The sequence below is a fragment of the Microbacterium sp. UFMG61 genome (assembly GCF_015354505.1).
Lineage (GTDB): Bacteria > Actinomycetota > Actinomycetes > Actinomycetales > Microbacteriaceae > Microbacterium.
In genome coordinates this window covers 1-626 of record NZ_JACAFP010000033.1, presented here as the reverse complement: position 1 = coordinate 626, position 626 = coordinate 1, and the positions used below count along the sequence as shown (strand labels likewise).

1 protein-coding gene is annotated in these 626 nt (G+C 69.5%); it reads left to right on the top strand.

What is annotated here, in order from left to right:
- The first annotated feature begins 3 nt into the window (after positions 1-3).
- Positions 4-612: a response regulator gene (locus tag IXW21_RS18120; protein ID WP_194765625.1), complete on the top strand. Its 609-nt coding sequence runs from the start codon at positions 4-6 to the stop codon at positions 610-612.
- The last annotated feature ends 14 nt before the right edge of the window (positions 613-626 follow it).

The window sequence follows — 626 nt, the reverse complement described above, 5'->3', positions numbered from 1 at the left end:
ACCCTGCGCGCTCCCCGAGCCGGAATCCGGATGCTCGTCGCATCGCAACCCGACCTCGATGTGGTGGGTGAGGCCGGTGACGGCCGCGCGGCTGTCGCACTCGTGCGGTCGGTCCGACCCGATGTCGTGCTGATGGACATCCGGATGCCGGTGATGGACGGTCTGACGGCCACCGCCGAGATCCTCGCGCAGCCGGACCCGCCCCGCATCGTGATGCTCACGACCTTCGACCTCGACGAGGCCGCTGCCCGAGCGATCCGCCAGGGAGCGAGCGGATTCCTCCTCAAAGACGCCGACCCCGAGTTCCTGCTCGCGGCGATCCGCACGGTGCACGCAGGGTCGAGCGTGATCGCGGCCTCGGCGAAGTGCTGGAACAGCTCCCTGGTCGCCGAGGCGCCGAAGCCCGTGCCCGTCGAGTTCGCGACGCTGACCGACCGTGAGCGGGAGATATTCGCCCTCGCGGCACGGGGACTGTCGAACAGCGAGATCGCCGCGCGCGAGTACCTCAGCGAAGCCACGGTGAAGACGCACATCAGCCGCATCCTCACGAAGCTCGCGCTCCGCGACCGGGTGCAGCTCGTCGTCTTCGCGTTCGAGCACGGTCTCGCCTGAGTCGAGCGGCCTGC